Here is a 25,225-nt window from a genome sequence, read left to right on the forward strand (position 1 = left end):
GATTTATGGCGGTGTATGTATTCATTAACTAACAAAAGTACAAAATCCGTCGTAATGGCAACTATTTATTTTCAGAATCTGCTATTGCCCCCATTCATAACCATTCAACTCGAAGCCCGCCAGGACCAGCACGCGATCAATTACTGTTGCAGCAATCTCTTCAGTGTTTTTTGGCAGGCTGTAAAACGACGGACTTGCCGGGCAGATGATCCCTCCAGCCTCGGTAACCGTCAGCATATTACGGAGATGGATCACACTCAGTGGCGTCTCCCGTGGCACCAAAACAAGCTTTCGTCGTTCTTTCAATATCACGTCTGCGGCACGGGTGGTCAAATCGGACGAGGTACCATGTGCTATCCTCGCCAATGTACCCATCGAACATGGACACACAATCATCGTATCAAACCGAGCCGACCCAGACGCAAACGGCGCGTAGAAGTCATTTTTCTCGTAAAGCTTGAATGGGTAATCCGCGTAGCTAGCATTCCCCAACTCAAATTTCCATACATCCCGGGCATTATCAGACATCACCAGCGCCACCGTATCCCACTGGGTATTCAATGCCATCAGTTTATCTAGCAACACTTTGGCATAAATGGAACCACTGGCTCCGGTTATGGCAACAACAACCTTACGCTTCATCGTTATGAAAGTTTGTCAAACATAACCAAATCGCTTTTTAATTACAAACTCACCTCACGCCGGGGGCACCTATTCGTGATGAAGGCCTCACGCGCATGGCTTCTAACGTGAGCGAATTTCTTTTCGCATAAAGGAAACATATGACAACGCAAAGCACACAACGGTTGCCGCGATAAGCCCGGTAAGCTGCGGCCAGACAATCAACAGGCTTTGACCCAATGGCAGCGGACTCGGAATGGCCCCATAGGTCTGTTGCATCGTCAGCGGGCCCAAGCTCCTTACCGACGGCATCAATAAAGTCGTGGTCGCATCGGTATACAGCTGACTGGGAACGACACGCATAAGATTACCCACAAACTGCTGATAAGCCATCAGTTGCTCTTGCAGTACCATTTCGGGTGGCGCCATTGCCCGGGCAATCATATTGACGATAAGCTGGTAGAAGACAGTAAAGAACAACCAAATGGCAATTGCCGTAAGCGCCGATGTGGCAGCCTGGCGGAATCGAATAGACAAAAACACTGCTAAATTGAGCCAGAACGCCACGTACAAAACGCTCAACAACAGGAAAGAAGTAATCCGCAAAAACTCCGCGGCCGTAGGTGGGATACCAATAATAAACAGACCAAACCCCATCACCAGAAAACCCAGGGCAAAAAACATGACGCCAATTACCGCCAACGCAGCGACAAACTTCGCATTGATTAAGTAATCGCGGTGGATAGGCTGTGCCATGATGCGGCTCAATGTTCCCGAGTTCTGCTCTGAATTGATGGCATCGAAGCCCAGCCCTATACCAAGCAGAGGGCCGAGAAAGCCAATAAAAACATGGAACGGAGGTAATGAACCATCCGATTGGGTAAACAACTTTAAAAAGAGAAACGGGTCGTCTGCACTGCTGGATTTCGAAAGCTCATTTACCAGATTGGTAATCGATGTGTAAAGCGAGCCAATACAAGTCAACAGGATCAGGAACAATAGGATGTTGAACCGCCAGCTGCGCACATGGTCGGATATTTCCTTTTGAACGATGACCCAAAAAGGATGAATGGCCCTTTGGGCCTTCCGTTCACTCATTTTCGAACGCAGTCGCTCCGCGGCATCAGATACCTTGGTTACCCAGCGATTGCCTTTCAACTGCGTGACCATATTATGCAATTTTTCCATACGCCTCGCCCCCCTCGAAATATTTTGTATAAATATCATCCAAACCGTATTCCTTCATCGTCAGGGAGGTAAGACCCACACCGGAATTGACCACGGCTCGTGCGACATCGGCGCTAATATCTTCCTCACTGCCTACACGTAGTTTATCGGCATCAAATGTGGCGGTTACTACGGGGCCCAACTCGAGCACGGCAGTTTCAACGGCCGAAATCCGCTCGGCCGCATTTTCCAATCCCCCCGTATCGACACCGACTTCTATGATGTACGGTTCCTTATCCGAAAACAGCGCGCGCGATAAGTCGGCTACACGCCCTTCTGCAAGAAGCCTCCCAGCCACAAATATGCCCACGCGATTGCACACCTGTTGCACTTGGTGCAAGTGGTGAGAAGAAAGCAATACGGTTATCCGTTCTTCGCGGCTTAACGCCACGATCAGCTCCAAAAACTCGCGCACGCCAATGGGGTCTATCCCCAAGGTCGGCTCATCGAGAATGATGACCTCGGGGTTTTTCACCAATACATCGGCTAAGCCCAAACGCTGCCGCATTCCCCGCGAATATTTACCGACCTTTTTCCCAGCGGCTTGTTGTAAGCCCACGCGCGCCAGAAGATGATCAACACGCAAGGCCGCTTCACTTGGCGAAAGACGGTTGAGCCTAGCCGTGTAGAGCAGGTTCTCGCGGCCACTCAACTGCTCATAAAACCCCACATCGTCTGGCAAGTAGCCTACCCTGCGCTTCACCTCAATGGGATTTGTCGTGGAGTCTATTCCACACACTTGCACCACGCCCGACGTGGGCTCGGTAAGCCCCAACATCATCAAAATGGTTGTCGACTTGCCCGCGCCGTTTGGGCCTAATAGTCCAAAAATCTCCCCTTTGTTTACAGAGAGGTCGAGGCTATCGACGGCTGTAAAATCGCCATACCGTTTAGTAAGCCCCTTAAGTTCAATAATTGACTGATCCACGGGCTACCTCCTTCCATATTTGCGAAACAAATAATAAACGCCACCCAGTGAACCAAGAATGATGACGATGCCCAGCCATCCCCAAAGCAACGGAGTGCGCACAGATACGCGCAGTGATGCCGTAGCCGTCTTTTCGGCGGTTTTGGCCTCCAGATTGGTCACGTAATCGCCCGCCACGGCTTTCCCGCTCGATTCGATGGTTGCCACAACCTGAGCGTGTTGCCCAGGGGCAATCACGTCAATTTTTGCAGGCTGAAAGGCCACGGTCCAGTCTACCGGTGCCGACGATTTCATTTCGATGTTTTTGAGCGGTGCTGACCCCGTATTTTTCACCAAGAGCTCCACCTTTTCATCACCGCCCGCGGTAATGGATGTGCTCAACCTCCCGGTTGGGGTGGTCAGCTCGAGGTTATACGACCCTGTAATAGCCACTTCGAGCTCCAAATTGGAAGACATTCCACTCGCTGAGGCAACTACTGGAACTTTATATTTCCCCGCACCAAGTTGATCGGGCGGATCCAACTCAATGGTAATATTCTGCGTTTGGTTGGGATCTACTTTTACAGAAGACACTTGCTTGCCGTTTGCGCGGAATAGCGCATTCCACCCTTGTGGTACCTGTGCCCGCAGACCGTAGACCTGGTCTTCACTGGATGGATTCCGGAGCGTGGCGTTAAAAGTAAATGTTGAATTGGCTGCCCCTTCCATATTGGCCTGATCGGTATTAAACTCCGATTTAAAGGAACCCTGTTCAGACACCACCACCGTGAGCGGTAGGCTGCTGGCGCCTCTTGCTGCAAGCCTGAACTGGTAAGTCCCTTTTTCTACTTTGTAAGGCACCTGTACCTTGAAGGAAACATTTTTCTTTTCTCGGGGTAATACGGAAAGCTGCTCTACAGCCCACCCGCCCGATTTCAGCTCATAAGACCACCCCTCGGGCAAGCCCGAAACGGTCAGCTCAGCACTCCTGATGCCCCCGCCATTGTTGATCACATCCACTGAATAATCAATGGATTCGCCCGGAGGCACTGAAATTTTAGTATAAGGTGTGTAAAGGGACAAACTTTGTGCAACAGTAACGCGCTGCACACACGGAATGGGAACCACTCCGCACAACACCAATAGTAAAAGGATAACTTTTGGTAAAGTAATGGCACGTGTTAACATACGAAAATTGGTTTTTTTAGAAATGATAAATTGTATGAGCAAATGTATAAAAACACTACTTTTTCGAAAATAATTTCACATTTTTTAACATTTTTGCAGGACGCGAACGGGAAATGGGACGAGTAAGAAAAAAGGGCCGAATAACTAAATATTCGACCCTACATCTACCTATGAAAAACATGCCCTTTGGGAGGGCATTACAAAAGTACATCAAAGATTGAGTATACCAAACAAATATATACCAAAAAGGCTTTTTTGTAGACGTAATACTACAACAATATGACGTTGTGGCAATTTTCGGTCTAATCTAAGTTCTCTTTTAGGGCAAGAAAGCTTGAATGACCTCATGCAGGTTTCATAAATTTTTAGTTATTTCGTCCTTGTATTTAGTTTGTTTGACTATCCAAAGAGAAAAAATGAGTCTTAGTCTACTAGAAGAATATATAGAGAAAGGCGATAGCATAGCCATCGACGATTTGCTGAATGGGAACCCTGCGCTCTGCAATCAGAAAACCAGTCACGAAATCTCCCCGCTTCTACTCGCCTGCTATTATAACAAGCCCCAAATTGCAAAAGTATTGCTTAGGCACATCAATGAGGTGAGCATACACGAAGCGGCAGCAGCCAACCTGCTTGAACAGGTACACGCGATGGTAGAAAACGATGCGGAGGTGCTGAACATGATTTCTGACCACGGATTTACCCCTCTAGGAATGGCAACGCATTTCGGAAATGAGGATATCGTACGCTTCCTATTGGAAAAAGGTGCCGATCCCAATGCCCATTCCAAGAATGGCTACAACGTGTATCCGTTGCATGCTGCTATTGGGTCGGGCTTTGATGGTATCGCCAAGATGCTCATCGAGGCGGGAGGAGAAGTGAACGTGTTACAAACCTCGCGCACCAGCCCATTGCACCTGGCAGCACAAACTGGCAACATCGACCTCATCATCCTCTTATTGGAAAACGGTGCGTTAGTAGAAATCAAGAACGAAATGGGTAAAACCGCATCAGACTTGGCCAGCGAAAAAGGGCATAACGAAATCGCTAGTATACTGAAAGCGTAGCAACGGCTGGCTAATCACCGCATATTAAACATCCCAAAGCCGATGGCGCATGCGTTTGATGTAATTCCGGAAATCCAAGACGATGCCAGCTAAAAAATAAAAGATAATCGGAAAGCCCACCGCTAGAAAAGAGGTATAAATAAAGAACAACCTGAGTTTGGAAATGGAGATACCCAAACGTTCACCGATATAGGTGCAGACCCCAAAGGAACGTTGTTCGAAAAACAAGAGAATTCGCTTTACCATCATTCACCGTGTTTAATCAATTGCAACCCCACACCGCAATCCAAACATTTTTTCTTGTCGCAATAAAACGTTTTCATTTGTAACAAAGCCTGTGACTCGGCGGCTTGCGCTACCTTTACCCCTATCGCGGAAAAACGGCGCAAAACCGCATTATCCTCTACCTTAAGTGCTTCGAGCAGGGCTACCGCTCGGTAAAGATACGTTTCTTTACCGATATATTTGCCATAGGCAAATATTATGCCTGCTACCGCATTGATCAACAATATATCGACCGACCGTTCACCCAGTTGGTTTCCTCCTGGAGACGACGGCGAATCAAAGCGATAATGCTTAAGCCAATAGAGGCTTACCGGAAGGTCGTCAAAAAATGTCTTCAGGAATCCTATGTCCTTGATGTTGGTGATGATGGAAAACAACTGCGTAGACCGTAAGCAAAGGGCCGCAAACTGCGCAATGCGTACCGTCGGAAAATTCCCCGGCCGTGTCCGCATAAAACGCCACGGTGCCCCGCCCATGGGACGCAACGAATGTAGCTGCCGCAAATGCGCGTATTCGCGCTGGAGTGCCTGTGGGTAAGCATCTTCGAACTTCTGATTTTCTAACATCCCAGCTTGCCCGAAAAACAGGGCCTCTACCGCCAGTGGATTATTTTTATGTTTTCCAATTACGGACAATGGCAGGCTCCGTGCCAATTGTTCGAAGGCGTCGGCATTCACCTTGAACCCGAAACTCCGTGCCATCCAGATGTAGCAGGTGTCTTCCCAACTGCCACGTTGTTGGTCTAACAACGTATATATGGTCGAAATTTTATGCTCAAAACGTTCCATCAATAGACGGGATAACCATTGCGACAAATGAAACTGCGGAACCCTGTGAATCATTTTTTCACACGGAATCCACCACATGCCGCTCATGAGTTCCCGATACCGTGGCAAGATCGTAGCGGATATCCGCGGTTTCAATTCCAATGTTTCAGGCTGTGTGCCATCTTCACGGTAAGCGTCCTTATCGTCTTCGTAAACCACGTGTAGAATAACGTTGTTATAAGCTTCATCTTGGTGATGCCGGTGTCGGTCCCAATCGGACGCTCGCACATGTATCTCTACATTACCGCCCCAATCGACCCCGTCGATGACCACACGTGCCGCCAGAAAATCGGGCCCAGCATCATGATTGTGGGTCCCCATATGGAGAACGCGGATCTGTTTGCCCGATTGGGTGCGTAAGTCTTGGGTGGTAAACAGCCGGTACTTCCAAATAAAATGCAATATATCTTCAGACAAGGTCATATAACTGGGCTATAGGTAAAGCCAACCAAAGGTAGGAATTTGATCAGAAATAATCAAACCACGACACCACGGCACTGTGATCAAGCATGCGTTTGGCAGCTACATCATAATCCCTGATGACTTTTCCACTCTCCATCTGTATGAGCCGGCTGCCATAGCGGAGTGCCTCACTGATGTTGTGGGTAACCAATAATGCCGTCAGTCGATCTTCGGCTATAAGTCGGTTAGCAATTTCCATCACTTGCCGTGCCGAACGTGGGTCCAGCGCGGCTGATGGCTCATCAAGCAAGAGTACGTCTACATCGGCCATAACCGTCATCAGCAACGTGAGTGCCTGCCGCTGCCCACCACTCAACGACCCCATGGGTTGTGTAAGCTTATTTTCCAGGCCCATTCCCAGTGTCGCTATTTTTTCGGCAACCTGTTTCCGGAACCGGCCACCAGTGCCCAGCGTCATCCATTTGGTCGATCGACGCAGGGCAGCCATACGGAAATTATCCAACACACTCAACGAGGCGGCAGTACCCATCAATGGGTTTTGAAACACCCGCCCTATCCACCTACTACGGCGGTAGTCTGCCAATCGCTGGATTTCGCGTTCGCGCAGGAGTATATTCCCGGTATCGGGGTATATGCTGCCAGCAATCAAATTGAGCAACGTGCTTTTCCCAGAACCATTGGCACCCACCAATACATTGAAACTCTGTGGCTCCAGGTGGAGCGTGAGGTCTTGGACAGCGGCAACCTCCGTAGCTTTGCCTGCGTTGAAAACTTTAGTGATATGTTGTAGCTGAAGCATCCTTATTTCTACTTAACGCTTAGCCAATTGCAATGCATCGCCCACGCGGGGCAACGCCACAATGGCCAATACCAGCAGGGCGGTGGTGAGTTTCAACAAGCTGGGGTTAATGCCAGCGCTCAGTGCCAATGCTAGCATCGACTGGAATAAGACCACCCCTACGATAACACAAACCAACATGGGCAACATGGTGCGCAGTTTCATGAAGTTAATCAACGTATCACCGATAATAACGGCTCCCAGTCCGCTGATTACGATGCCTATCCCCATATTGATATCTGCAAACCCCTGGAATTGCGCCATCAGTCCGCCGCTCCAGGCAACCAGTCCATTGGAAAGAGCCAAACCATACACCTTCATCCGTGTGGTGTTTACCCCCTGGGCCCTAATCATGGGCTCGCTATCGCCCGTAGCGCGCAGTGCGATGCCAAAATCGCTACGCAGCAAGTAGGCCATCGCAAAAAGCAAAATAACAACAAAAAGCAGCAACACCGACAAGGTGTTATGGTCCGTATTGCCGAATATTCCCCATTGACTGAAGACATCCGGGTAATCGAGCAGCGGCATATTAGACCGCCCCAAGAGCATCAGATTGACCGAATAAAGTGCGGTCATCACCAAGATACCTGCCAACAGTGCATGTATGCGCAGCCAGGTATGGATCAAGGCCGTGCAGCACCCGGCCAATGCGCCACCGCCCATGGCTAAAAGGAGCGTAACCAATGGCGGGTATCCGTTGGATAGCCCCACGGCTGTGATAACGGCGCCCAATGTGTAACTCCCATCCGTGGTAATATCCGGAATATTGAAAATCTTCATCGACAGGAAGAGTCCAACGACCAGTGGACCGAAGCATAAGGCCTGAATAACTGCAGCGATGTAGAAGTCCATTAACTCGTGCTGTGTTGATTGCTGTTTCGATAATATATATCCAGCCGGTCCGCGCCGACTTGCTCATTATCCGCCGCTGCGGCGTGGCATACGGGCGCCGCAATACCGCTCCCCCAAACCTGGGGCGATGTGAATATCCGTGCTTCGTCCCACAAACCCGCTTCGATAAAGAGGTCGAGTGTCTTTCGCCCCCCCTCTATGATAATGGATTGGACGTCCATCAAATAAAGTTGGAAGAGTATTTTCTGGGGCAGGTACCAATCGAAATCTTCGAGGGCAATGTATTTGGTATTCCCTTCCCAGTCGGTTCGCGTAGCGTTAAACACCATCGTTTCCGTACTACCGTCCAACAGGTGGGCCGTGGCACCCACGGCAAGATGCCTATCGATGAGTACCCGTTTGGGATTCTTGCCCTTCCACTCCCTTACATTGAGCTGGGGGTTGTCGGCTAAAGCAGTTTGTGCCCCCACCAATACCGCATCCTCTTCGCTGCGCCAGCGGTGCACCAATTGCTTTGCTTCTGCGCCGGTAATCCATCGTTGGGTGCTGTCGGCCGGCGCCATGTAGCCATCTGCCGTTTGCGCCCATTTCAGGATAACATATGGTCGTTGTTGCTTTATGCGGGTAATAAACCGCCGGTTTAACCACCGCGATGCATCGGCCATCACCCCTTCCGTTACCCGAATGCCGGCTTCTTCCATCAGGGCTATTCCTTTGCCGTTCACCTCATCAAACGGGTCGCGGCAGGCCACAACGACCTCTCCGAGTTGATGTTCGGCCAATAGCTTCGCACAGGGCGGGGTCTTTCCGTAATGGGCGCACGGCTCCAAACTAACATACAGCGTAGAATTGCGGAATAGCGTTGCGGCGCCATCGCCATACTTGGCGAGCGCCTCTTCGATAACCAACACTTCGGCGTGCGGTCCGCCGAACCGTTGGTGGTAGTTTTCGGCAACGACTTTTCCATCGTGAACCAACAGCGCCCCTACCATCGGATTAGGGCTTACCGCCCCCATCCCCAACCGGGCCAATTCGAGGCAGCGCCGCATGTAAACCTCATGTTCCTGCATGACGCAAACATACTTAAAAATGTTCTTTTTATCGGCCGCCGCTTAAATCTTCCCCACACTTTGTTTACGCTTTCTTTACTGCTTTTCTACCCGTTTTTTACCGCCTAGGTAAAGGTTTGGTAAAGATTTGGTAAGGAAATGGTAAGGGTTTGGTAAGGAAGAGGTAAGGAAGAGGTAAGGAAGAGGTAAGGAAATGGTAAGGAAATGGTATGGAAGAGGTAAGGAAGTAGTAAGGAAGTACTAAACAAAGGGTAAAGAATAGGTAAAACAATGGTAGCCACGAGGTAAGCAACTGTATCGTTTGGCCAATCCACGTGGATGATGTAAGTTTGCATCCATGCAGACACTAGCGGCAATCGAACAACGGTTCGTGGATGGTCTTTTGGGTTTATACCCTGTAGATGAAATTAAGCAGCTCTGTTACCTCCTGGCTGAAGATCGATTCGACTGGTCTAAGACGACTTACTTATTAAACCGGCAGGCGCCACTGGGCGAGGAAGACGGGGAATGGTTTACTACCGCACTGTCAGCGCTCCAACAAGCAAAACCCATCCAATACATTTTGGGACATACTTGGTTTATGGGGATGAAACTCGCCGTAAGCGACGCCGTGCTCATACCGCGGCCGGAGACCGAAGAGTTAGTGCACCTCATCACCCGCCATCACCGGCCTTCAACTGTTCCTTTACGTATTATCGACATTGGCACAGGAAGTGGCTGTATCGCTATTGCGCTGAAAAAAGCACTGCCGAAAGCCCAGGTATACGCCCTGGATGTTTCGAGCGATGCGCTGCGCGTAGCGCAACAGAATGCAAAAAGCCTTTCGGCACAAATTAATTTCATCCAAGCAGATATTTTGGAATGGGATGCTGTTTTCCAAAACGACCATCGGTTTGACATCGTGGTAAGCAACCCCCCATACATTACCACGGCTGAGCGGGGGCAAATGCACAGCAACGTATTGGAACATGAGCCCCATTTGGCACTTTTTGTTCAAGGAGACGCTCCCTTACTGTTTTACGAACATATTGCTGCATTCGCATCCAGCCACTTGCTCCCAGACGGCAATTTATATGTCGAAATTAACCGCAATTATGGCAAAGAGGTAAGTGATCTGTTCCATAAAAAAGGCTTCAGAGCGGTTACAGTCCATAGCGACATGCAAGGTGCCGACCGGATGGTCTGCGCGAAAAAATAGAACCAACATTAATATAAACCATGAATAATACCATCTTTACATTAGCAGCCGTCGCCACCGCGATGTTGTGTTCATGCAACAGCTCCCAGCAGGCCGACCTGATCGTCTATAACGCCGTTGTGTACACGGTCGATTCGTCGTTTAACACTGCGGAGGCCTTTGCCGTGCGCGACGGCGAATTCATCGCCGTTGGCACTTCGGACGAGATCCGATCAGCATACGGGGCGGAAGAGACTATTGATGCACAAGGCCAGGCCATTTACCCCGGTTTTTACGATGCGCACGCACACTTCTTCGGCTATGCACAGACCTATGGCCAGGCCGACCTGAGTGGGGCAACTTCGTTCGATGAAATCATCGACCGCCTCAAAGCATTCCGGTCCGAACATCCCTATGCACCGTGGCTATTGGGCCGGGGTTGGGACCAGAACCTTTGGGAAGACAAATCTTTTCCAACGAAAGACCGTTTAGAAGCCGCATTCCCCAACATCCCGGTGTACCTTGTGCGCATTGATGGGCACGCGGCATTGGCGAGCGGCAAAGCATTGGAGCTGGCAGGGATCACCGGTCCGGTTGATATCGAAGGCGGCTTGGTTGAGACCCGGCGGGACGAGCCCACCGGTATATTGGTAGACAATGCGATGGACGCCGTATCTGCCCTTATTCCCCGCCCCACAACATCACAGTTAACACAGTTTCTGAAGAAGGCGGAGAAGGCTTGTCTAGCCGTGGGGCTTACCACGGTGAGCGATGCCGGCCTGGGGCGGGCCTCCCTCCAATTACTGGATAGTCTATATACGGCAGGGCAACTCCGTATCCGTAACCACGCAATGATAGGCCTATCCGATGAAAATCTGGACCACTACTTGGCGGCAGGTCCCTATGTGGGCGACCGATTCACTGTGCGTGCCTTTAAAATACTGGCCGATGGCGCCCTTGGTTCGCGGGGCGCTTGCCTGCTTCACCCCTACGCAGACGCGCCGACTTCGGGGTTCCTGCTGTTCAGCCCCCAAGCCATCGATTCGGCCATTGCTCGCATAGTCAATAGCGATTTCCAAGTAGCCACCCATGCTATAGGCGATTCGACCAACCGGCTGATACTCGAAATTTACGGCAAATACCTCAAAGGGGAAAACGACCGCCGTTGGCGGATTGAACATGCACAGGTTATATCGCCAGCGGATTTCAACAAATTTGGTGCTTATGACATTATTCCATCGGTGCAGCCAACCCATGCCACATCCGATATGTATTGGGCTGAAGACCGCTTAGGCCCGGAACGTATCAAGGGTGCCTATGCTTTCCGGCAGTTACTCGAAGAAGCGGGGCTATTGGCCTTAGGTAGTGACTTCCCTGTGGAGCACATCAATCCGCTGTACGGATTTCACGCCGCTGTGGCTCGCGTAGACAAAAACGATTACCCCGAGGGGGGCTTCCAGCCCGAAAATGCGATCGACCGCGAGGCTGCCCTGCGGGGTATGACCATTTGGGCTGCATACAGCGTGTTCGAGGAGGATACACGCGGTAGTATCGAGGTAGGTAAAAAAGCTGATTTCGTTCGACTTGGAAAAGACATCATGACTATTCCGGCCAACGAAATACCCGAAGTGAAGGTGTTACAAACGGCAATCGCCGGCGAAACGGTCTACCGTAAAGAGTAGCTACCGTCGTACGCTATGTGCTCCTGTGATATTAACAATTGAAACTAAAGCCCTTATCATATCCATTGAAATTATCTGAAATTTATTTTGGACGATACACCCTATAATTCTATCTTTGCACCACTTTCCAAAAGCAGGGAAGTTGGTTCTGAAAAGAACAAAAAATGATTCCGTAGCTCAGCTGGTAGAGCAATACACTTTTAATGTATGGGTCCTGGGTTCGAGCCCCAGCGGGATCACCTCTTGGGACAAGTCTGAAAACGACAGATTTGTCCCTTTTTTATTACCTCATAATTAACTGATATTCTGATAGATATGCGTTGTCGCTGAATTGATCTTCGGGGTGCGATGTTGTGTCTCGTAAATGACAGAAATTTAGGGAACATCGAACCCGCTTTTACTTATTTTTCTCTAACACCATTGGTTTTTCTACTGTTTATGGGTTTTTATTGAAAAGTAGGTATGCTATTCGTTTCATTTTCACGGGCAAAGGTAAATCAGTGTTCTTAACGCTTTACAAGGTCAAGCCTTCGGTTTGCTAAAAAATCTCCAACCCTGCGGGTAGTATTTTTTAGTCAAAACCTTGTTTCAGCTAAACACTGGCCTTTTTAGCCCATAAAACGAAGCAGAGCATACTCCGGCCTTTGAACGAGTAAATAAATGAGCAATTAGAGGTAGTGATGAGAAACAAAACAGCTCCTCCTCTCATTACCGAATAAATAAAAAGAGGTTAATAAGGTCAGACAGATATATTGAAAGCCGTCATGCCCTCTTGTAATCCTAATTTCTATCTTCTGAAAATCCAAACTTTCCAAAAGCTACAATCCAAACTTTCATTAAAAAAACAGATACAAATTTGAATGCAAAATTAACTTGATACCAATTCAAATTTTTCGTTCCACTCTTTTATCATTTCCAGAATAGGAAGAAATGCCTTGCCTTGCTCCGTTAATGAATATTCTACTCTTGGTGGAAGCTCCTTGTATGATTCTCTATTAACGATACCATCCTCTTCCAATTCCCTTAATTGTTCTGTAAGTACCTTTCGGGTAATATGCGGTATAATGGCATCTAACTGACCAAACCGAACCGTCCTTTCTCGAATGACATTTATGATAATAGGTTTCCACTTGTTGCCAACTTTCCCAATCGCTTGGTATAATGGGCAGTTCGAATTACAAAATTTATCGTCTCTCATTTTATCTAAGCTTTATAAAACTAGTTACCCGTTGGGTACTAGAGAATACAAATATAGTATATTTTAGAAACTAATGATGGTATCTTTGCAATACTAATTTAAAATAATATAAAAATGACTAGATTAAAAAACAAGGTAGTAGTTATTACAGGTGGTAATAGTGGCATTGGATTTGGCATTGCTCAAGAATTTAAAGATGAAGGTGCAAAAGGAGTTATTGTAGGTAGAAATCAAGAAAGTTTAGCTAGTGCTGCGAATCAGCTTGGTAATGATTTCATAGCAATCAATGCCGATGTAACTAACATAGCCGACTTGGAAAAAGTATTTAAAGAAACATCTGAAAAATTTAGTAAAATAGACGTAGTAGTAGCCAATGCGGGTGGTGGAATTAACGGAACTGTTGCAGACACTAGCGAAGCCGACTATGACAAGTCAATGGAATTAAACCTTAAGAGTGTTTATTTTACTGTAAATAAAGCACTTCCCTATATGAATGATGGTGCGTCTATTATTCTTATCGGGTCAAATGCAGCACATCGGGCATACCCGTCATTTGGACTTTACGGTGCTGCAAAAGCAGCCGTAATCTATTTTGCAAAAGCATTTTCAAATGACCTTTTAGATAGAAAGATTAGAGCGAATGTAATAACTCCAGGTACAACAGATACTCCGGCATTTGAGAAGTTCGTTCCCAAAGAGCAAATGGAAGCTGTAAAAAAACATTTTGCAAGTGTAATGCCGATAGGCAGAATTGGTCAACCATCTGATATTGGGAAAGCGGCAGTTTTTCTCGCTTCTGATGATTCATCTTTTATGCTTGGTGCAGAGCTAATTGTCGATGGTGGTATGACTTATTTGGCTAAGTAATCATCTTTTGTACGAACATGAATTTGAACTCGTACCATTAAATCCTTAAAATATTTCAAAATGAATAAATCAGACAACACAATAAAGAGCTATGCAATTATTGGCTTTGGCAATATAGGTCAGGCATTAGCCAAAGCGTTTGCCCGAAAAGGCATTGAAGTATCCGTTGCCTCCCGACACGAACCGGAAAGCCTCACTTCCACTGCTGCCGCAATCGGCTCCTCTATTATTCCCAAAAAACTGGAGGATGCCGTTAAAGCGGATATCATCTTTTTGGCAGTCCGCTTCGAATCTTATACGGAAGTAGCAAAGCTACTGCCCAATTGGCAGGGAAAAATCATTGTCGATGTTACGAATGCTTATGGCGTGTCCGATGAAGTGCTAGGAGGTCAACCTTCCGGCAGGGTGGTTGAGGAAGCCTTCACCAGAGGAAAATTGGTGAAAGGTTTCAACCATTTGGTGGCTGCTACTCTTTCTCAAGACCCTGTCGTACACGGTGGCAGAAGAGTGGTGTTTCTTACAAGTGATGATGATGCAGCAACAAGAGATATTGGAACACTTGCAGAAAATCTCGGTTTTGCCCCCATCAATCTTGGCAGACTTTCAGAGGGAGGAATGCTCGTACACGGGCATGGAAACAGTTGGGGCAAACTGATATTTAAAGACTTGGTTAAGTTTAATTGAAGCAGTTGCAATGGTTCAAATATAATCCTTAAAAAATTTAATAATTAAATTTCGCTACAATAAATAATGAGTAAATTAGAAAACAAAGTAGCGATAGTAACAGGTGCTGAAAGAGGAATTGGTACAGGAATTGCATTTGCCGAGGCAGGCGCAAAGGTTGTTGTAAGTTATGCTTCAAGTAAAGAAGCAGCCAACAAAGTAGTGAAAGCTATTACCGACAATGGAGGCACAGCCATTGCGGTGCAAGGCGATGTATCGAAAGAAGCCGATGTAACGAAGCTGTTTGAAGAAACAAAAAAAGACTTTCGGTGCCTTGGATATTTTGGTAAACAATGCGGTCGCTCAAGGATACGCGATAAATCCATTAGCGAAATAGCTTATGAATTAGGCTTTAAATATCCGCAACATTTCACACGGCTTTTCAAACAGAAAACAGGTGTAACACCTAATGAATTTAGGTCTTTAAACTAAAAAAATAAGAGGTTGCTTTTTGCAACCTCTTATCATTTATCCCTCTTGTATCAAATGCCGTAAATCTGGGTCATTCTTGATATGTTCCGTTTCGTTTTCTACAATATATATAACGTACGATTTTTATCGCCTTAAATTTCCCAAAAAAGGGTTCGAGTTTCGTACCATTAGGATCACAAAAAGCTCAATCGAAAGATTGGGCTTTTTTTGTTAGTTCAAATTTAAGATTTATTATTTAGAGCTGTTGCAAGGCTTGCTTTACAGTCTCCTTGTTAGGCTTAGAAACGGGTATTTTTTCTCCTGATATTAAGAGTAGAATCCCACCGTCTTCTTTTAACCAGCTTTTGACGTATTTTGGATTTACTAAATGGCTTTGGTGAGTTCTTAAAAATCCATTGGGGCGCAGTAAATCTGCATATTCTTTAAGTGATTTAGAAACCACTATTTTTTCACCGCTCGAAAGGAAGAAGTGGGTATACGTATTGTCTGCTTCGCAACGTATAATTTGTGATAAAGTAACATACCTTATTTCGCTTTGCATAGGTAGTGCAATTTTGCTAACGTTCGTTTCTGGCCTTTTGAGTTGTTGCAGTAAAAAATCGAGCTGCGAAGTTTGTATTTGTATTGCTAATTTATGTTCAGCTTTATTTACCGCATTCATCAACTCTTCAATATCAATAGGTTTTAAAAGATAATCTAAGGCTGCAAATTTTACAGCGTGTATTCCATATTGGTCGTAAGCCGTAACAAAAATAACTTCGAAATTACGCGTTGGAAGTAGTTTTAGCACATCAAAACCTGTTTGATCGCCCATTTGAATATCCAGAAACACTAAATCTGGCAAATGTTTTTCAATTGTGTCAACCGCATCACTTACATTTTGCGCTGTTGCGATTATAGTTACCTGCGGACAGTGCCTTTCTAGCAAAGTCCGCAGGTTTTCTAAGTTCGAAATTTCGTCATCTATTAAAACTGCTCTCATCATATTATAGCCAATCGGTCAATGTTAAGCTCATTTCAGTCCCGTTAGTGGTTGATTGTATAGCTAAGGTAAAGCGATTCTCTTTATAAATACTATTTAATAATGCTATTCTACTGTCACTCAATGGCAGACCCAGTCCATTATTTTTTCTTTTTGGGTCAAATCCATTTCCATTATCGGTAACCGTTAAGACCAAATTTTTTTCTTGCTTAATAAATTCAATCGTAATCTTTCCACCGGTAGCTTTTTGCGATATGCCATGCTTTACCGCATTTTCTACAAAAGGTTGGAGCAGCATACTTGGTATTTCTAGGTTATCTAAATCTAAGTCTCCAGAGTGATTAATTTCGTACGTAAAGCCGAACCGCAATTGCTCCATTTGCAGGTAATCCTCTAGTAAAGTTTTTTCTTGCGACAAAGAAATCAGCTCTTTATCATCAAGTACATTACGCGTTAGTCGAGCGAATTTAGAAAGGTATTTATTGGCATTATCTGTTTCGTTTTTGTTCATTAAATTTTGAATGCCAGCGAGTGCGTTAAACAGAAAGTGAGGGTTTAATTGGGAACGAATGGAGTTAAGCTGGAGCTTGGCCATGTTTTTTTGCTGTTCTTTTTCCGTCAGCCTCTTCTTATTTCTTTTTCTGGTAAAATAGAGGATAACAAGAAAAACTAATCCAATAGAAGATACCACAATAAGTGTGTAGGTCAAAAGTTCTTTTTTGGTATAGTTCTCTTGATCTAACGTGATAGCGAGCGTATATCTGGCTATATATTTTTCTATTTCTTTTGGCGAAATATCGTATTTAAAATGGCTATTAAGGTATTTACCCCATCGAATCAATGGCTGAATGATAATTTCATAATCTCCGGATTTTTTGAAAATGCTCTTGTCAATCTGTACGTAAGGTGAAAGTTTGTCTTCTCTATTAAGGTAGCCGCCATAAAGCCATGATGTGGATTCGAAGATTATTTTACCTGTTTTCTTATCTTTTACGGAGATGGAGTAGAGATAATCGATATCCGATTTTTCTTTGACAATGGTCAGCTCGTCGTCTTTTTCAGTGAAAGTGAGATCTATTCTTTCTTTTGGCTCTGTGATATGGCTGTAGTCGACGCCTTTTTCCGTTGCAAAACGCTTTGCTAAGACTTCGATTTTCGCTTTCGGAATAGGCTTCCCGTAAAACACAGTTTTGTAAACATCCTGTGGTCTTTGGATGTCATAAGTCAGTATTGTAATGGTTTTGCCTTTTATAGGAAAAACACCAAGTGATGTGGAATCGAGTACTTCGTCTTCCCATTCATAATCTTTCCTGACGACATCTTGTAGTTCCTCTTTATTGATCGCCTTGTTTACCACGATTGGTTCATCATCGACCAAAATGGTGTACCGATGGTTCTGCGGATTTTCTGTCTTTTGAAAATACATTTGGACACTTACCTTGTTGACATCTGGCAAATAATTAAAAGAGGTGTTGGGTTGATTTGGAAATTTATTGCCATAATAGACATTTTTTGCTGCACTATCAACATGCATAGTTAATCTTCCTCCGGCCCCGTACGTGCGATAAAAGTTGATCTCATTCTGTGCGTTTACCGTAGACAGCGTGATAATCAAGCTTAGGAATATGAAGAGTGTCCTTTTCATGATGTCGAGTTTAATTCTCATCAAACTTGTCACAATAATAGCAAAACTAAAACCCTAAAACAGCAAAGGCAGTGTTTGAAATAGTAAGTGTAATGTTTTGTTCGGTATTTGAATATTGCAAAAGAATACCATTCTTAAATATACCCGATGATGATCCTGTAAATAAATCGGCGGTTCCGCTGGAATTGTATCCAATGAAAAATCGGTTTGAAAAATATTTTAATTAACTTAGCCCCACACTACAAGCTGTAAAATTATGAAATATACGTTATTGCTCGGCTGCTTGTTAGCCGTGATCGTTTGCAAAGCCCAAGACGATGTGTTGATCACCTCCCATAAAGGGGAAATACAGGTACGTGACGACGACGGCCGTCTGCAAATCAATGTACCACCCGAAAGCGCCCGTAAGTTCAAAGATACCGGCTGGGTACAATATAGCGACTTCGGTGCGAAGGGCGACGGGAAAACGGGTGATATCGATGCGATAGCTGCCACCCATGCCTTTGCCAATGCCCACGGCCTGACGGTTAAAGGGGATGACAACGCCACTTACTATATTGGCAGAAAAGCACGCACAGCTGTCATCAAAACCAACACCGACTTCGGAAAAGCCGCCTTCATCATTGATGATACCGATGTTGAGAAGCGAACCGCAGCAGTTTTTTTGGTGAGCTCGGGAATGCAATCGTTTACACCCAAAGGAATATCCTCCCTGCGGAAAAACCAAGCAAAAATAGACGCAACGCTTCCCGGCCCCTGCCTCATCACGGTGGTGAACACCAACGTAAAACAATATATCCGTTTCGGCCTGAACCAAAATAATGGTTCCTCCCAAACGGATATTTTTGTGGTCGACAAAAACGGCAATGTAGATATGGATGCACCTATAATTTGGGATTTCGACCAAATCACCAGTATCACGGCGCTCCCCATCGATGAGACGCCGTTGGTAATCACCGGCGGCACGTTCACCACCATCGCCAACCAAGCCGAATCAAAATACACGTACTATAGTCGTAATTTAGCGATACGGCGTTCCAATGTCACCGTCGATGGGCTGGTGCACCGCGTTACCGGCGAAGGGGACCATGGCGCCCCCTACAGCGGATTCATTGATGTAGGTAATTGTGCTTACGTAACCGTAAAAAACACGGTGCTCACCGGACGGAAAACCTACAGAACCATCGGCAACGCGGGCAAGCCAGTATCGATGGGGACCTATGACATCTCGGTGAACCGTGCGCTCAACGTTTCATTCATCAACTGCACCCAAACCAACGATATCAACGACCCGACTTATTGGGGCATCATGGGCTCCAACTTCGGTAAAAACCTGTTGTATGATGGCTGTACATTATCTCGGTTCGATGCCCACCAGGGGGTGGCCAACGCCACGGTCCGTAACTCCACGCTCGGCCACATGGGTATCAACGCCATCGGTACCGGCACATTTATCGTGTCGAACAGCACCATACTCGGCAGAAGCATCATCAACCTGCGGCCCGACTACGGGAGTACGTGGCAAGGTGAACTGATCATACAGGACTGTGTTTTCAAGCCTTCCGCCAGGAACTTGTCCCACGTCTCACTCATCAGCGGCAGGCAATCGGGCCTGCATGACTTTGGTTATGTCTGCTATATGCCTGAGCACATTACGATTGAAAACCTGACGATTGACGACTCCAATATCCCGGTGGATTATAACGGCCCTGCCCTTTTCGCCGATTTCAATCCCCAAATGACAGACGAGTCGTACCAAGAGGAGTTTCCTTACGTAAGAACCAAAGAGGTGGTGCTCGAAAACGTGACGACAACGTCGGGCAAACCATTACGGGTCAGCGACAACACGTTTATGTTTAAAGATGTAAAGGTGTTGCGCAATTGATTAACCTCCCGCTATGGTCCGGAAGGTAAGATTTACCCGTGGCGTCCGTATTTTCTTGGTAGGTGGCAACCGGTGGAGCCAGTGTGTTTGGGTGGTATCTTTCATCACCAGCAGACTGCCGTGTTCCAACACGAGCGCCACTTTTTCCTTGCTCTGTTTGTGCTTAAAAGCAAATTTCCGCTCGGCACCAAAACTTAAGGAACCTATCGCGCCGTCTTTTTTAAGGTCGGTTTCACCATCGCTATGCCACGCCATACCTTCCTCTCCATTGTGATACAGATTGAGCAAACAAGAATTAAAATGCTCGCCCGTTTCGTTCTCTATCAGTGCTTTCAATTCCAATAAGTCAGCCGTCCAATACAACGCAGTTTTGGTCGTGTTGGAATAGCTGTATTCGTACGGAATGTCGCCATACCACGCCACCTTCCGCTTAGTGATGATTTTTTTTCCGAAAATAACCGCCTCGTCATTGCGCCACTCAATCGTTTCGAGCAATCGGGCTAGGTAATGGTCGGCCTGGGCCTTGGATAATAGCCTACCGTAATAATGGACCGTTCCATCGTAGGGCAGCCAATTTCTATGTTTGTCGATGATTTGATTAAATAAATCCATGTTTCCGCTTATGCGCCGGCACCCTGTATGAATGCCCGGTGATTCCATTGAATGAAAAAACCCCGGCCCATTTATCGAAAAATGGGGCGGGGCTTTAATCATCTTCCCGGGAAAAGATGTCGCCCCCAAGGGATTGGGGACTATCAACCTAAACCTAGGACCAATATCGGTATTAAATCAGCACCATCCAAGGATTTTTTAGAAAAAATATGAGGCGTGCTATTTCAGGGTTTTAAGACCTGTTTCAATAATCGCGATACATTCATCCAGCTCCGCTTTGGTAATCACCAGTGGTGGCGCGAACCGGATTTTGTCGCCGTGGGTTGGCTTAGCCAGCAAACCATGGTCCTTGAGTGCGAGACAAATCTCCCAAGCCGCCTCGGGATTTTCATGGTCAATGACAATGGCATTCAGCAATCCCTTGCCCCGTATCTCCGTGATGTGGGGGTGGTTCAATGCGCGCAATCTATCGCGGAAATAGTCGCCCAGCTCGGCCGATCGTTCGGCCAGCTTTTCCTCTTTGATTACTTCCAACGATGCTATGGCTACTTTACAAGCCAACGGGTTGCCGCCGTAGGTAGAGCCATGTTCACCAGGCTTGATACAGAGCATCACATCATCATCGGCCAATACGGCGGAGATGGGCAACGTGCCACCGCTAAGCGCCTTACCCAATATCAGAATATCCGGGCGTACATCTTCATGGTCGCACGCCAGCATCTTACCCGTCCGGGCCAGCCCGGTCTGGATTTCGTCGCCAATGAACAATACGTTAGCCTGTCGGCACAACGCATAGGCCTTAGCCAAGTATCCTTCATCCGGCACGTAGACACCCGCTTCGCCCTGAATCGGCTCCACTAGAAATCCGGCGACATCGGGGTCTGCCAAGGCACGTTCCAAGGCCGCCAGGTCGTTGTAGGGGATCACCTCGTAACCCGGCATAAACGGCCCGAAGCCGTCGCGCGATGAGGGGTCGGTACTAAAAGATACCACATTGAGGGTACGGCCATGGAAGTTTCCCGCCACCGTGATGATTTTGGCGCGATTGGCCGCAACGCCCTTCTTATCATAGCCCCAACGGCGGGCCAACTTAAGTGCCGTTTCCACTGCTTCCACGCCGCTGTTCATCGGCAACACCTTGTCGTAACCGAAGTATGCGGTAATGTACTCGGCAAATTCACCGAGCAAATCGCTGTGGAACGCACGGGAGGTAAGCGTAAGCTTTTGTGCCTGTTCTACTAGCGCACCCACAATCCGGGGGTGGCAGTGACCTTGATTTACGGCCGAGTATCCCGACAGAAAATCGTAGTACTGTTTGCCGTCCACGTCCCATAAGTAAACACCTTCTCCCCGCTCCAGTACAACCGGCAACGGATGGTAGTTATGGGCGCTGTATTGCAGTTCCTTAGCTATAAATTGTTCTGTTCTCGACAATGGAGTTGTTTCTACTCGTGACATGTGCCAAAGTTAGCATACTTTCGCATAATTGTTGCATACGCCATACGGGATGTAACGTCATCCAATTGTCGTTTTTCGTCCGGCAGTATGCTCGTTTCGGTTACATGTGTTACTTTTGCTGACAGTGTTAGTTTTTTATCACACTGTTACAAAATGGGAATATCAGAACGTAAGCAGCGCCAGCATGAGGAAGTTCGCGCAACCATCCTCGAACAATCGTGGCAGATTGTCGAAGAGGAAGGTTGGGAAGCGCTTTCCATCCGTAAAATCGCAGATGCCATCGAGTACAGCACACCGGTAGTCTATAAGCATTTCGAAAACAAAGATGCCATATTGGAGGCGTTTTCCCGCGAAGGGTACGCCCGGCTAGCTGCCATCCTTACTGCTGCCAAAGCCTCTCGAACCTCCCCGGCGGAGCAATTGGAAGCCATTTCCGAGGCCTATTGGCAATTTGCACAAGAACACCCCAAACACTACCAGATCATGTACGGGCTGGGTATTCCTACCTGCCAAATGGTTCGCGATATCCCGGAAATCCGGCAGGTAAGCGAGCTGTTGCACGCTGCGATAAACGAAGCGATCGCATCGGGCAAGAACCCCGATGTAGACAGTCACCTCAAAGCAACCACATTCTGGTCCATCTTACATGGGCTTGTCGCCATGACCATCATCGCAGCGCATGGCGGCCCCGAAATGGCCCGACGCACGCTTGACGATGCCGTACAGGGGTTCATCAAAGCACTGCTTAATTAACAACAGCATCATAATCAATCATTTTTTCATCATCAAACAATTACACGTATATGCAATTACTGGAAGCATTAAACTGGCGCTATGCCACCAAGAAAATGAACGGTGAGCCTGTTCCGCAAGAAAAAGTAGAACAAATACTGGAAGCGGCACAACTGGCACCGACATCGTCGGGATTACAGCCTTTTAAAATCATCGTTATCACCAATCCCGAACTGAAGGCAAAAATCCATCCCATCGCATTCAATCAAAACCAAATCATCGACGGGTCGCACCTGCTCGTTTTCGCCGCATGGGATAACTACACGGCTAAACGGATTGAAGATGTATTTGCCCATATCGCCGCCGAACGCAGCGTTCCCGCCAGTACCTTCGACGATTACTGCAACCGCCTCAAGGGCACTTACCTGAACCGCCCGGCAGAGCTGAATTTCGAACACGCCGCTCGTCAGGCATATATTGCCTTCGGGACGGCCATAGCGGCGGCGGCCGAACTCCAAGTAGACGCCACCCCCATGGAAGGCTTCGACAATGCAGCGCTCGATGACTTGTTGGGATTATCGCAACAAGGACTAAAAAGCGTAACGCTTCTGCCGTTGGGTTTCCGCGATACCGAAAACGATTGGCTGGTGAACCAGAAAAAGGTGCGCATGCCCAAATCCGTATTCTTATCGCAGATTGCTTAACACGCTGCGCGCAGCGCAAACAAACACGTGCTCATAACTGTACTATAAAAACATGATGGCAACACAACGAACATTAGGAAAATCCGATTTACAAGTTTCACCCGTCGCCTTTGGCGGTAACGTTTTCGGCTGGACATTGGACCAACAAGAATCTTTCCGCATCCTAGACGCTTTCGTGGCGGCAGGGTTCAACTTCATCGATACGGCCGACACCTACTCGATGTGGGCTCCGGGCAACGAAGGGGGCGAGTCGGAAACCATTATTGGCCGGTGGCTCAAACAACGCGGGAAACGCGACGATGTCATCATCGCCACCAAACTTGGCGGTGATCTGGGCGGCGGAAAGAAAGGGCTGGGCGGCGACTATATCGCGAGCGCGATAGACGCTTCCTTGAAACGATTGGGCACGGACTACGTCGACTTGTACCAAAGCCACTATGATGACCCCGATACACCTGTGGAAGAAACGATGGAAGCATTCAATGCACTCATCAAGAGCGGGAAAGTCCGTTACCTTGGGGCGTCCAACCTATCGGCCGACCGTATCGCGCAGTCCAACCGGTTTGCGGCAGACCACGGTCTACAAGGTTACATCAGTCTACAGCCGCTCTATAACCTATACGATCGGCAAAAATTCGAGACGGAATACCTGCCCACCGTTCATGCGGAAGGCTTGGGCGTCATCACGTATTATGCACTGGCCAGTGGGTTCCTCAGCGGAAAGTATCGGGGTGAGGCCGACTTCGGTAAAAGCCCGCGTGGCGGAGGCATGAAAACGTACCTCAATGAGCGTGGTTTCCGCATCCTGAAAGCGCTCGACCGCGTTTCGGCCGAGACGGGTGCCCCGGCTGCACAGCTGGCCCTCGCATGGCAACTGCATAAACCGGCGGTCACCGCCCCCATCGCCAGCGCAACCAACGAGCAGCAACTCGGAGACCTTGTCGCTGCAAGTAGCCTCAAATTGACAAACGAACAACTGGCGCTATTGGATAAAGCAAGCGCATATTGAACACGTATAGCATGAAGATAGAAATCTGGTCAGACATCATGTGTCCATTCTGCTACATTGGCAAAAGGCACTTGGAAACGGCGCTGAATCAATTCAGCGACGCCGATGCGATCGACGTGGTATGGAAAAGCTACCAACTGGATCCTTACATCCCGCGGAATCCCGAATATAAAAACACCTACGCGTACCTTGCAGCGACCAAAGGGATGAGCTACGACGAGGCTAAGCAAATGACCGCCGGAGTAACACAGGCAGCGGCGAACGCCGGTTTAACAATGGATTTCGAACGCGCCGTGGTGGCCAATTCGTTCGATGCCCATCGGTTGGTGCATCTCGCACAAACCAAAGGCTTAGCCAGCACCGTAAAGGAAAACCTTTTCCACGCCCATTTCACCGAGGGTAAAGACGTCAACAGCCACGAGGTATTGATTGCGGTGGGTACGGCTGCAGGCCTCACGGAAACCGAAATCAGCGCGGTATTAGCTAGTGACCTGTATAGTGACGCCGTAGCAGCCGACATCCGCGAAGCGCGCGATATCGGCGTGCGGGGTGTCCCTTTCTTCGTGTTCAACCGTAAGTATGCCGTGTCGGGCGCCCAACCAACTGACGTGTTTTTGCAGACATTGGAGAAGTCGTTTGCCGAGTGGCGGGCCGAAAACCCGAAGGTTACCCTTACCGTAGCTGAAGGTCCAACCTGTGGACCTGACGGCCGTTGCGATTGATTCTTTTAACGGTGCGGGGGAGAAAAAGCCACAAACCTGCCGGATTTAAAAACAAATTTCTACCTTTGGTTGTATATAAGCTGTAAATCAAA

24 protein-coding genes, 1 tRNA gene and 2 pseudogenes are annotated in these 25,225 nt (G+C 47.5%); 13 read left to right on the top strand and 14 right to left on the bottom strand.

The window, feature by feature from the left end; genetic code table 11:
* Positions 1–81: 81 nt before the first annotated feature.
* The 4 genes from U9S71_RS18920 to U9S71_RS18935 form a co-directional block, all read right to left on the bottom strand.
* Positions 82–642, bottom strand: coding sequence for a UbiX family flavin prenyltransferase (locus tag U9S71_RS18920; protein WP_326329313.1), 561 nt, complete (start codon positions 640–642; stop codon positions 82–84).
* Positions 643–744: 102 nt separating this feature from the next.
* Positions 745–1,809, bottom strand: coding sequence for an ABC transporter permease (locus tag U9S71_RS18925; RefSeq protein WP_326329314.1), 1,065 nt, complete (start codon positions 1,807–1,809; stop codon positions 745–747).
* Positions 1,793–2,776, bottom strand: a complete 984-nt coding sequence (locus U9S71_RS18930) for an ABC transporter ATP-binding protein (RefSeq protein WP_326329315.1) — start codon at positions 2,774–2,776, stop codon at positions 1,793–1,795. Before U9S71_RS18930 ends, U9S71_RS18925 begins: the two co-directional genes overlap by 17 nt.
* Before the next feature lie 3 nt (positions 2,777–2,779).
* Positions 2,780–3,805: a COG1470 family protein gene (locus tag U9S71_RS18935; RefSeq protein ID WP_326329316.1), complete on the bottom strand. Its 1,026-nt coding sequence runs from the start codon at positions 3,803–3,805 to the stop codon at positions 2,780–2,782.
* 554 nt (positions 3,806–4,359) lie between these two features.
* On the opposite strand from U9S71_RS18935, the gene U9S71_RS18940 reads away from it, so the two are divergent.
* Positions 4,360–5,010: an ankyrin repeat domain-containing protein gene (locus U9S71_RS18940; protein ID WP_326329317.1), complete on the top strand. Its 651-nt coding sequence runs from the start codon at positions 4,360–4,362 to the stop codon at positions 5,008–5,010.
* A gap of 24 nt (positions 5,011–5,034) precedes the next feature.
* Here U9S71_RS18940 and U9S71_RS18945 read toward each other — a convergent pair whose 3' ends face one another.
* The 5 genes from U9S71_RS18945 to ribD are packed head-to-tail and all read right to left on the bottom strand — an operon-like array spanning position 5,035 to position 9,305.
* Complete coding sequence (locus U9S71_RS18945; RefSeq protein ID WP_079718338.1) at positions 5,035–5,256, bottom strand: PspC domain-containing protein; 222 nt, start codon at positions 5,254–5,256, stop codon at positions 5,035–5,037.
* A complete protein-coding gene (locus U9S71_RS18950; RefSeq protein WP_326329318.1) occupies positions 5,256–6,545 on the bottom strand; it encodes a DUF2851 family protein in 1,290 nt (429 codons plus the stop codon). Before U9S71_RS18950 ends, U9S71_RS18945 begins: the two co-directional genes overlap by 1 nt.
* Positions 6,546–6,588: 43 nt before the next feature.
* Positions 6,589–7,344 carry an ABC transporter ATP-binding protein gene (locus U9S71_RS18955; protein ID WP_326329319.1) on the bottom strand — a complete coding sequence of 252 codons (756 nt, stop codon included), beginning with the start codon at positions 7,342–7,344 and terminating at the stop codon, positions 6,589–6,591.
* Between the two features lie 12 nt (positions 7,345–7,356).
* Positions 7,357–8,235 carry an ABC transporter permease gene (locus U9S71_RS18960; RefSeq protein WP_326329320.1) on the bottom strand — a complete coding sequence of 293 codons (879 nt, stop codon included), beginning with the start codon at positions 8,233–8,235 and terminating at the stop codon, positions 7,357–7,359.
* Positions 8,235–9,305, bottom strand: a complete 1,071-nt coding sequence (gene ribD, locus U9S71_RS18965) for a bifunctional diaminohydroxyphosphoribosylaminopyrimidine deaminase/5-amino-6-(5-phosphoribosylamino)uracil reductase RibD (protein ID WP_326329321.1) — start codon at positions 9,303–9,305, stop codon at positions 8,235–8,237. The genes U9S71_RS18960 and ribD overlap by 1 nt, the downstream gene beginning before the upstream one ends.
* Before the next feature lie 337 nt (positions 9,306–9,642).
* On the opposite strand from ribD, the gene prmC reads away from it, so the two are divergent.
* The 3 genes from prmC to U9S71_RS18980 all read left to right on the top strand — a co-directional run bounded on the left by prmC (position 9,643) and on the right by U9S71_RS18980 (position 12,403).
* Positions 9,643–10,503, top strand: coding sequence for a peptide chain release factor N(5)-glutamine methyltransferase (gene prmC / locus U9S71_RS18970; RefSeq protein WP_326329322.1), 861 nt, complete (start codon positions 9,643–9,645; stop codon positions 10,501–10,503).
* Between the two features lie 20 nt (positions 10,504–10,523).
* Positions 10,524–12,164 carry an amidohydrolase gene (locus U9S71_RS18975; RefSeq protein WP_326329324.1) on the top strand — a complete coding sequence of 547 codons (1,641 nt, stop codon included), beginning with the start codon at positions 10,524–10,526 and terminating at the stop codon, positions 12,162–12,164.
* A gap of 166 nt (positions 12,165–12,330) precedes the next feature.
* Positions 12,331–12,403: transfer RNA gene (locus U9S71_RS18980), tRNA-Lys, on the top strand.
* A gap of 629 nt (positions 12,404–13,032) precedes the next feature.
* On the opposite strand, the gene U9S71_RS18985 is transcribed toward U9S71_RS18980, so the two are convergent.
* A complete protein-coding gene (locus U9S71_RS18985) occupies positions 13,033–13,362 on the bottom strand; it encodes a winged helix-turn-helix transcriptional regulator (RefSeq protein ID WP_326329325.1) in 330 nt (109 codons plus the stop codon).
* A gap of 114 nt (positions 13,363–13,476) precedes the next feature.
* On the opposite strand from U9S71_RS18985, the gene U9S71_RS18990 reads away from it, so the two are divergent.
* From U9S71_RS18990 to U9S71_RS21115, 4 genes and pseudogenes are all read left to right on the top strand, one after another.
* Positions 13,477–14,229 carry a glucose 1-dehydrogenase gene (locus tag U9S71_RS18990; RefSeq protein ID WP_326329326.1) on the top strand — a complete coding sequence of 251 codons (753 nt, stop codon included), beginning with the start codon at positions 13,477–13,479 and terminating at the stop codon, positions 14,227–14,229.
* Positions 14,230–14,289: 60 nt separating this feature from the next.
* Complete coding sequence (locus U9S71_RS18995; protein WP_326329327.1) at positions 14,290–14,913, top strand: NADPH-dependent F420 reductase; 624 nt, start codon at positions 14,290–14,292, stop codon at positions 14,911–14,913.
* Between the two features lie 66 nt (positions 14,914–14,979).
* Positions 14,980–15,204: pseudogene (locus U9S71_RS21110) on the top strand (SDR family NAD(P)-dependent oxidoreductase); the annotation flags it as partial.
* Positions 15,205–15,270: 66 nt separating this feature from the next.
* Positions 15,271–15,384, top strand: a pseudogene (locus tag U9S71_RS21115) (helix-turn-helix domain-containing protein); the annotation flags it as partial.
* Between the two features lie 235 nt (positions 15,385–15,619).
* Here U9S71_RS21115 and U9S71_RS19005 read toward each other — a convergent pair.
* Together U9S71_RS19005 and U9S71_RS19010 are read right to left on the bottom strand one after the other, a co-directional pair.
* Positions 15,620–16,369 (bottom strand): LytR/AlgR family response regulator transcription factor, encoded by a 750-nt coding sequence (locus U9S71_RS19005; protein ID WP_326329329.1) that lies wholly within the window; start codon positions 16,367–16,369, stop codon positions 15,620–15,622.
* A gap of 1 nt (position 16,370) precedes the next feature.
* Entirely contained in the window at positions 16,371–18,011 is a 1,641-nt protein-coding gene (locus U9S71_RS19010) for a sensor histidine kinase (protein ID WP_326329330.1), read from the bottom strand.
* 256 nt (positions 18,012–18,267) lie between these two features.
* Here U9S71_RS19010 and U9S71_RS19015 point away from each other — a divergent pair, with 256 nt between their 5' ends.
* A complete protein-coding gene (locus tag U9S71_RS19015) occupies positions 18,268–19,896 on the top strand; it encodes a hypothetical protein (RefSeq protein WP_326329331.1) in 1,629 nt (542 codons plus the stop codon).
* Here U9S71_RS19015 and U9S71_RS19020 read toward each other — a convergent pair whose 3' ends face one another.
* Together U9S71_RS19020 and rocD are read right to left on the bottom strand one after the other, a co-directional pair.
* Positions 19,897–20,508: an alpha-ketoglutarate-dependent dioxygenase AlkB family protein gene (locus U9S71_RS19020; RefSeq protein ID WP_326329333.1), complete on the bottom strand. Its 612-nt coding sequence runs from the start codon at positions 20,506–20,508 to the stop codon at positions 19,897–19,899.
* Positions 20,509–20,727: 219 nt separating this feature from the next.
* Complete coding sequence (gene rocD / locus U9S71_RS19025) at positions 20,728–21,966, bottom strand: ornithine--oxo-acid transaminase (RefSeq protein ID WP_326329335.1); 1,239 nt, start codon at positions 21,964–21,966, stop codon at positions 20,728–20,730.
* Between the two features lie 153 nt (positions 21,967–22,119).
* Here rocD and U9S71_RS19030 point away from each other — a divergent pair, with 153 nt between their 5' ends.
* The 4 genes from U9S71_RS19030 to U9S71_RS19045 are packed head-to-tail and all read left to right on the top strand — an operon-like array spanning position 22,120 to position 25,133.
* A complete protein-coding gene (locus U9S71_RS19030; protein ID WP_326329337.1) occupies positions 22,120–22,719 on the top strand; it encodes a TetR/AcrR family transcriptional regulator in 600 nt (199 codons plus the stop codon).
* A gap of 50 nt (positions 22,720–22,769) precedes the next feature.
* A complete protein-coding gene (locus U9S71_RS19035) occupies positions 22,770–23,402 on the top strand; it encodes an NAD(P)H-dependent oxidoreductase (RefSeq protein WP_326329339.1) in 633 nt (210 codons plus the stop codon).
* A 52-nt stretch (positions 23,403–23,454) separates the two neighbouring features.
* Entirely contained in the window at positions 23,455–24,411 is a 957-nt protein-coding gene (locus U9S71_RS19040) for an aldo/keto reductase (protein ID WP_326329341.1), read from the top strand.
* Positions 24,412–24,422: 11 nt separating this feature from the next.
* Positions 24,423–25,133 (top strand): DsbA family oxidoreductase, encoded by a 711-nt coding sequence (locus tag U9S71_RS19045; protein WP_326329343.1) that lies wholly within the window; start codon positions 24,423–24,425, stop codon positions 25,131–25,133.
* Positions 25,134–25,225 lie beyond the last annotated feature (92 nt).

Origin of the sequence: Parapedobacter flavus (assembly GCF_035818675.1) — a bacterium.
Taxonomy (GTDB): domain Bacteria; phylum Bacteroidota; class Bacteroidia; order Sphingobacteriales; family Sphingobacteriaceae; genus Parapedobacter; species Parapedobacter flavus.